The sequence below is a fragment of the Micromonospora sp. NPDC048843 genome (assembly GCF_040649965.1).
Classification (GTDB): Bacteria; Actinomycetota; Actinomycetes; order Mycobacteriales; family Micromonosporaceae; genus Micromonospora; species Micromonospora hortensis.
This window is the reverse complement of the sequence record NZ_JBEZGJ010000251.1, coordinates 1-7,657: the sequence shown is the minus strand read 5'-3', so window position 1 is coordinate 7,657 and position 7,657 is coordinate 1. Positions and strand designations below refer to the sequence as shown.

Below are 7,657 nucleotides of genomic sequence, written 5' to 3'. Positions count from 1 at the left end.
GTGACCGCGCCCGGGTGGCGGGGGGGGGGGCGCGGCGCGTGGGCGGTGTTGGGGGGCCCAGCTTGCGCAGCGCGGTGGCGGCCGGCCCGGCGAACGGCGAGCCGGCGAGCCGGTGCAGCGCGACTGCCATCGCCACCGCCTCGGCGGCGGTCAGGTTGACCGGCGGCAGGGTGTGGGCGCGGTCCAGGACGTAGCCGCCGGTGCGCCCGGGCTCGGCCCAGATCGGCACCCCGGCCTCCTGTAACGCGCCGAGGTCCCGTTCGATGGTCCGGCTGCTCACCTCGAAGCGCGCGGCCAGCCAGCGGGCACTGCGCGGCCGTGGTGACACCGCCCGCAGCTCCTCGACCAGCGCGTAGAGCCGATCCGTGCGGTTCATACCCGGCACGCTACGGCCGAGGTACGACGCCCTCCGACAACCGCCCGCTCAGCGACGCGGGCAGCCGGCTCAGGCGATGCAGGCGCAGACGATCAGCGCGGCCCCGAAGTGGGTGGCGGCGCTGACCCGGGCGGCCGGGTGCGGCTCTGGCGAGCAGATGACCTCGCCGAGCTTGCCGGGGGTGAGCAGGTCCAGCACCACGAAGGCCAGCGCCATGATCGCCAACCCGACCAGTCCGAAGACCACGGTGGAGGCGAGCCCCCTGCCGAAGTCGCTGTAGCTGGTGAGGATCGCGGTGAAGACGATCCCGGCGATGCCGAGTTGGTTGGCGGCGAGCAGCAACCCGGCGTTGGCGTTGCGCTCGACCCAGATCAGGTCTCGCAGCCGGCCCGGGGTGAGCAGGTCGACGAGCCCGAAGCCGGCGGCCATGAGGCCGACGCCGACGATCCCGAACACGACGCTCTGCCAGGCACCGCTGAACAGATCCTCCAGCACCGACTTGCCTCCCGACTCTCCGCCCGGAGGGGTACCGGCGCGGTGATCGAGACGATAGCGGCACCGCGCAACGGCGTCAGCCCCTGCGTCTACAGGGCCAGGTAGCGCTGCCGCTCGTACGGGGTGACCTCACGGCGGTACTGCTCCCACTCGGCCCGCTTGTTGCGCAGGAAGAAGTCGAAGACGTGCTCGCCGAGCACCTCGGCGACCAGTTCGGAGCCGGCCATCACGTCGATCGCCTCGGCGAGGTTCTCCGGTAGCGCCTCGTAGCCCATGGCGCGCCGCTCCGCGCTGGTCAGCGACCAGACGTCGTCCTCGGCGCCCGGCGGCAGCTCGTACCCCTCCTCGATGCCCTTCAGGCCGGCGCCGAGTAGCACCGCGAAGGCGAGGTACGGGTTGGCCGCCGAGTCCAGCGAGCGGACCTCGACCCTGGCCGAGTTGGGCTTGCCGTAGGCGGGAACCCGGACCAGCGCGGACCGGTTGAGGTGACCCCAGCAGACGTACGCGGGGCTCTCGGTGATCCGGTCGGGCAGGTGCTGCGGGAAGAGCCGCTTGTACGAGTTGACCCACTGGTTGGTGACCGCCGTGTATTCGCGGGCGTGCACCAGCAGACCGGCGATGAACGACTTCGCCACCTTGGACAGCTTCATCGGGTCGCCGCTGTCGTGGAAGGCGTTGCGCTCCCCCTCGAACAGCGACAGGTGGGTGTGCATCCCGCTGCCCGGCTGGTCGGTGAACGGCTTCGGCATGAAGCTGGCCTGCACACCGGTGGAGAGCGCGACCTCCTTGACCACGTGCCGGAAGGTCATGATGTTGTCGGCGGTGGTCAGCGCGTCGGCGTAGCGCAGGTCGATCTCCTGCTGGCCGGGCGCGACCTCGTGGTGGCTGAACTCCACCGAGATGCCGATGCGTTCCAGCGCCAGGACGCCCTGACGGCGGAAGTCCCGGGCGACGGCGTGGGTGGTGTGCTCGAAGTAGCCGCCGGTGTCGACCGGGGTGGGCACCGAGCCGTCCTGCGGACCGTTTTCGAGCAGGAAGAACTCGATCTCGGGGTGGGTGTAGAAGGTGAAGCCCTTCTCGGCTGCCTTGGACAGCGCGCGGCGCAGCACGTGCCGGGGGTCCGCCCAGGACGGGCCTCCGTCGGGCAGCAGGATGTCGCAGAACATCCGGGCGCTCTCGCCGCTGACGCCGCCTTCGAAGGGGAAGACCTGGAAGGTGGTCGGGTCGGGCATGGCCACCATGTCCGATTCGAAGACCCGGGCGAAGCCCTCGATCGCCGAGCCGTCGAAGCCGATGCCTTCCTCGAAGGCCGCCTCGAGCTCGGCGGGTGCCACCGAAACGCTCTTGAGCGTGCCCAGAACGTCGGTGAACCACAGCCGGACGAACCGGATGTCCCGCTCTTCCAGCGTGCGGAGGACGAACTCCTGCTGACGGTCCACTTCCCCAACCCCTCGCGACACTCTTTTGTCCGCCTTGGCCGGGCTGTACCCGACCTGATCGCCCAGTGTTCCCGGGCCTGGTTACGCAGACGTTACGCGAACTGCCGCCGGCCGTCCTCTCGTGTCCCGCCGGGCGAGCGCGGGCCAGCGCCGCGCCGCCGCGGCCGTTTCCACCACGGCCGAGCTCCTGCCGCCGCGGCCTCGCGGGCGCCTGTCGCGGGAGGTGGCGGCAATCTCGTCCGAGGGTACGGAATGTCGCGCGAGGGCTGGGGCAAGATGAAGGCATGCCCACCCTGCGTCTCGCCCTGTCCCAGGTCAACCCGAGCGTCGGCGACCTCGCCGGAAACGCCGACCTGGTCCGCAGCTGGACTCGCCAGGCCGCCGATGCCGGTGCCCAGTTGGTGCTCTTCCCGGAGATGATGCTGACCGGGTACCCGGTCGAGGACCTCGTCTTCCGGCGTTCCTTCGTCGCCGCGTCCCGGGCCGCCGTGGAGCGGCTGGCCGCCGGCCTGGCCGCCGACGGTCTCGGCGAGCTGCCGGTCGTGGTCGGCTACCTGGACGCCGACGGCCCGCCGCAGGTCAGCGGCGACGCCGAGCCGGGCCGGGGTGCCCGCAACGCCGCCGCGCTGCTGCACCGGGGCGTCGTGGCCGCCCGCTACTTCAAGCACCACCTGCCCAACTACGGGGTCTTCGACGAGGACCGGTACTTCGTCTCCGGTGACGCGCTGACAGTGGTGCGGATCGGCGGCGTGGACGTCGCGCTGACCATCTGCGAGGACCTGTGGCAGGCCGGCGGTCCGTTCGCCGCCGCCCGGAGGGCCGGCGTCGGCCTGGTCGTCAACATCAACGGCTCGCCGTACGAGCTGAACAAGGACGACATCCGGCTGCCGCTGGTCCGCCGCCGGGCCGCCGAGGCGGGTGCCGCCATCGCGTACGTCAACATGACCGGCGGCCAGGACGAGCTGGTCTTCGAGGGCGACTCGATGATCGTGAGCGCCGACGGTGAGCTGCTCACCCGGGCACCGCAGTTCGTCGAACACCTGCTCGTGCACGACGTCGAGTTGCCGGCCGCCGCCACCCCGCCGACCACCGAGACGCTGGCCGACGGGATGCGGATCGTGCACAGCACGCTGGACGGCATTCCGCCCACGCCGTCCGGCCCGGCCGCCACCGGCGGGCTGATCGAGCCGGTGGCCGACGAGGCCGAGGTGTGGCAGGCGCTGGTGCTGGGTCTGCGTGACTACGTCAACAAGAACCGGTTCCCGTCGGTGGTGCTCGGTCTCTCCGGCGGCATCGACTCGGCGGTGGTGGCCGCGCTCGCCGTCGACGCGCTCGGGCCGGACCGGGTGGTCGGGGTGTCGCTGCCCAGCCAGCACTCCTCGGAGCACTCCCGGGAGGACGCCGCCGACCTGGCCAAGCGCACCGGCCTGGACTACCGCGTCGAGCCGATCCAGCCGATGGTCGATGGCTTTTTGGCCAACCTGTCGCTGTCCGGCGTGGCAGTGGAGAACCTGCAGGCCCGGGTCCGTGGCGTGATCCTGATGGCGCTGTCGAACCAGGAGGGCCACCTGGTGCTGACCACCGGCAACAAGAGTGAGCTGGCGGTCGGCTACTCCACCCTGTACGGCGACTCGGTGGGCGGCTTCAACCCGGTCAAGGACGTCTGGAAGACGCTGATCTGGCGGCTCGCGAAGTGGCGCAACAGGGACGCGGCTCGGCGTGGTGAGACCGCGCCGATCCCGGAGAACTCGATCGGCAAGCCGCCGAGCGCCGAGCTGAGCCCGGGCCAGCTCGACAGCGACAGCCTGCCCGACTACGACGTCCTGGACCCGATCCTGATCGGCTACGTCGACGGTGACCTCGGCCGCGACGGTCTGGTCGAGTCGGGTCACGACCCGGCGATCGTGGACAAGGTGCTGCGGCTGGTGGATACCGCCGAGTACAAGCGACGGCAGTCGGCGCCGGGCACGAAGATCTCCATGAAGGCGTTCGGCCGGGACCGCCGTCTGCCGATCACCAGCCGGTGGCGCGAGCACGGCTGAGCCGTACCCCTGGGGGTGCCGGGTCGGTGGCGCGGCCCGGCGCCGCCTCGCGGTGACCGCGCGGCGCGGTCCCGGTTGGCCAGGTGGGGGCGGCCCCGCGCTGGTGGAGTGACATCTTGCACTGGGCCCTGCCGTCAGCCCGTCTCGCGGTGCGACGATCGCGACGGAACCCGGGGACCGCGCAGGCGGCCTCGAGGAAGGGAGACAGAGATGGTGGAGTCCACTCCGCACGAGGTGACCGCGTTGTACGGCGGCCCGGCCACCCGACGGGTCCGCACCCGCGACCTGATGGCCGCCAAGGAGCGCGGCGAGCGGTGGCCGATGCTCACCTCGTACGACCAGTACACGGCGTCGATCTTCGACCAGGCCGGTGTTCCGGTGCTGCTGGTCGGCGACTCGGCCGCGAACAACGTGTTCGGCTACGAGACCACCCTGCCGATCACCGCCGACGAGCTGCTTCCGCTGGTCCGGGCCGTGGTGCGGGCGACCCGGCAGGCGCTGGTCGTCGGTGACCTGCCGTTCGGCTCGTACGAGGAGGGTCCGGCCCAGGCGCTGCGCACCGCCGTCCGGTTCATGAAGGAGGGTGGCTGTCACGCGGTGAAGTTGGAGGGTGGCCGCCGCAACGCCGCGCAGATCGCCGCGATCGTCGGTGCCGGCATTCCGGTGATGGCGCACATCGGTTTCACCCCGCAGAGCGAGCACACCCTGGGCGGCTACCGCGTGCAGGGTCGCGGCGACGCCGCCGACGAGGTGCTGGCCGACGCACGGGCGGTGGCGGAGGCGGGCGCCTTCGCCGTGGTGTTGGAGATGGTGCCCGGCGAGGTGGCCAAGCGGATCACCCACGAGCTGCCGATTCCCACTGTGGGCATCGGCGCGGGCCCGGACACCGATGCGCAGGTGCTGGTCTGGCAGGACATGGCCGGGCTGCGGACGGGCAAGGCGCCGCGTTTCGTCAAGCGGTACGCGGATCTGGCCGGCGCTCTCACCGACGCCACCCGCCGTTTCGCCGACGAGGTCCGCGGCGGCGAATTCCCCGCCGCCGAACACACCTTCTAGGACCGAGCACGGCGTGATCCACCCGGCTGTGCCGAAGCGGGGTGGATCACGCCGCTCCTGTCAGAGGTCGGTGACGCGGATGCCGGCGTGCGCCTTGTAGCGCTTGTTGATGGCGATCAGGTTGGCGGTGAACGCCTCGATCTGGTGGGCGTTGCGCAACCGGCCGGCGTAGATGCCCCGCATGCCCGGGATCCGGGCGGCGAGCGCGCCGACGATGTCGACCAGCTCGCGGTCCTCGGTGCAGATCAGCACGTCCAGGTCGATCCGGTCGACCTCGGGGTCGGCCAGCAGCGGAGCGCTGACGTGGTTGAACGCGGCGCAGACCCGGGAGTCGGGCAGCAGCGCGGCGGCCTGCTGCACGGCGCTGCCCTCGGCGACGGTCAGCGCGTACGGGCCCTGCTTGTCGAAGCCGAGCGGGTTGACGCAGTCGACGACGATCCGGCCGGCGAGCGGCTCGGCGAGAGCGGCGACGGTGGCGGCGTGCCCGTCCCACGGCACCGCGATGATCACCACGTCGCTGCGTCGGGCCACCTCGTCGTTTGCCGCACCGGTGACGCTGCCACCGGCCGGCACCCCGGGCAGGGCGGCGATCTCGGCCGCGGACTCGGCGGCCCGCTCGGCCGACCGGGATCCGATCAGCACCGTCTGGCCGGCCCGCGCGAACCGGTAGGCGAGGCCCCGCCCCTGGTCGCCGGTGCCGCCGATGATGCCGACCGTCAGCCCGGACACGTCGGGCAGCGTGCTCGCGTCGTATGCCATGGCCTCATCCTCGCAAACCGCTCGGTCCGTCAGCAGCGCCGAGCGCTGTGAGAATCCCCGCTGCCGTGGACGACCGCGCCGGCGGGCGAGGACCGGGCCCGGGCCGGCGGCCCGGTCAGGCCAGCTCGAACAGGACGGTACGGGCCGCCGGGTCGGCGGTGACCAGACGGACCCGGACCCGTTCGCCGAGGGGTAGTTGGCCGAGGCAGCGGGCGCGTACCGGCGGGGCGTCCAGCGCGACGGTGCCACCGGGCGGTCGGGCCCGGGACTTGCCGTTGGGCGGGGCGTCCACGTCGAGGACGGCCGCGTCGAAGGTCTCGCCCACCCGGTGCTCCAGCACCGCCGCCTCGGCCAACTCGACGGCGCCGCGAGCGGCCGCCGAGGCGACCCGGTCGGTGCTCGCCATCACCTCGGGCAGCCGGGGCAGCGCGGCGCGGGCCCAGTCGGGCACCGCCTGGCCGGCGTGCAGGGCCAGGCAGACCTCGGTGGCGTACCGGTCGGCCAGCCGCCGCAACGGCGCCGTCACGTGGGCGTACGCGGCCGCCACGCCACCATGTTCCGGCTGCTCCGGCAGCTCCCCGTCGAAGGATGTGTACGCGGCACCGCGCATCAGCTCGGCCGCCTGGTCGATGAACGCGGCGGCGCGTGGCTGGGCGGCGTCCAGACCGGCGATGACCTGTCCCGGGCCCACGTCGTCCGGCCAGTGCACGCCCAGCGGCGCGGCGGCGGCCCTGAGCCGCTGCACCGCCTCCGGCTTGGGCGCCGGCATCGTCCGTAGCAGACCCACCCGGCCGGCCAGCATGATGTCGGCGGCAGCCATCCCGGTCAGCAGGGAGATCTGCGCGTTGTGCTCTTCCATCGGCACCGGCGCGCGCAGCACCAGCCGCCAGCCCTCACCGTCGGGCTCCAGATCCTGCTCGGGCAGCGGCAGGTTGATGGCGCCCCGGCTCAGCCCTCGCGCGGTCAGTCGGTCGCCGATCTCCGGCAGCAGCGCGATCGGGTCGGGTAGCCGCCCGGCCTCGGCTGCCGCCTGCACTCCGCTGTAGTCGAGTTTGGCGCGGCTGCGGACCAGGGCGCGTTCCAGCTCGACGGCCACGGTGCCGCCGTCGGCGTCCAGGTCGATGGTCCAGAGCACCGCGGCCCGGTCGTCGTCGGGCAGCAGACTTGCCGCACCCTCGCTGAGGGTGTGCGGGTGCAGCGGCACGTTGCCGTCGGGCAGGTAGATGGTCTGCCCCCGCCGCCAGGTCTCCGCCTCCAACGCCCCACCCGGTCTGACGTGCGCGGCGACGTCGGCGATCGCGTACCGCACCCGGTAGCCCCCACCTGGGCGGCGGCTGAGGTGCATCGCCTGGTCCAGATCCCGCGAGGTGGCCGGGTCGAGGGTGACGAACGGTATGTCCGTGCGGTCGACGGGCGGCTGAGATGGGCCTGTTCGGTCTGCCCTTCGCCGAGGAGCACGGCGGCATGGGCGGCGACTACTTCGCGCTGTG

The 7,657-nt window shown here is 72.4% G+C and carries 6 protein-coding genes and 2 pseudogenes; 3 read left to right on the top strand and 5 right to left on the bottom strand.

Annotated elements, in window-relative coordinates:
- The 3 genes from AB0C20_RS33575 to glnA all read right to left on the bottom strand — a co-directional run.
- Positions 1-376 (bottom strand): HTH domain-containing protein (locus tag AB0C20_RS33575; RefSeq protein WP_357569511.1); only part of this gene is annotated, 376 nt, incomplete at its 3' end.
- Positions 377-445: 69 nt separating this feature from the next.
- Positions 446-871, bottom strand: coding sequence for a DUF350 domain-containing protein (locus AB0C20_RS33570; protein ID WP_357181069.1), 426 nt, complete (start codon positions 869-871; stop codon positions 446-448).
- A gap of 89 nt (positions 872-960) precedes the next feature.
- A complete protein-coding gene (glnA, locus tag AB0C20_RS33565) occupies positions 961-2,310 on the bottom strand; it encodes a type I glutamate--ammonia ligase (protein WP_091409557.1) in 1,350 nt (449 codons plus the stop codon).
- Between the two features lie 284 nt (positions 2,311-2,594).
- Between glnA and AB0C20_RS33560 the strand changes: the two genes are divergently transcribed.
- Together AB0C20_RS33560 and panB are read left to right on the top strand one after the other, a co-directional pair.
- Positions 2,595-4,352 carry an NAD+ synthase gene (locus AB0C20_RS33560; RefSeq protein WP_357181073.1) on the top strand — a complete coding sequence of 586 codons (1,758 nt, stop codon included), beginning with the start codon at positions 2,595-2,597 and terminating at the stop codon, positions 4,350-4,352.
- Positions 4,353-4,562: 210 nt separating this feature from the next.
- On the top strand, positions 4,563-5,408 hold the full coding sequence (panB, locus tag AB0C20_RS33555) for a 3-methyl-2-oxobutanoate hydroxymethyltransferase (protein WP_124855798.1): 846 nt from the start codon (positions 4,563-4,565) through the stop codon (positions 5,406-5,408).
- 60 nt (positions 5,409-5,468) lie between these two features.
- On the opposite strand, the gene npdG is transcribed toward panB, so the two are convergent.
- Both npdG and AB0C20_RS33545 read right to left on the bottom strand, forming a co-directional pair.
- A complete protein-coding gene (npdG, locus tag AB0C20_RS33550; protein ID WP_091409546.1) occupies positions 5,469-6,167 on the bottom strand; it encodes an NADPH-dependent F420 reductase in 699 nt (232 codons plus the stop codon).
- A 115-nt stretch (positions 6,168-6,282) separates the two neighbouring features.
- Positions 6,283-7,575, bottom strand: a pseudogene (locus tag AB0C20_RS33545) (RNB domain-containing ribonuclease); the annotation flags it as partial.
- Here AB0C20_RS33545 and AB0C20_RS33540 point away from each other — a divergent pair.
- Positions 7,575-7,657, top strand: a pseudogene (locus AB0C20_RS33540) (acyl-CoA dehydrogenase family protein); the annotation flags it as partial. The pseudogenes AB0C20_RS33545 and AB0C20_RS33540 overlap by 1 nt on opposite strands.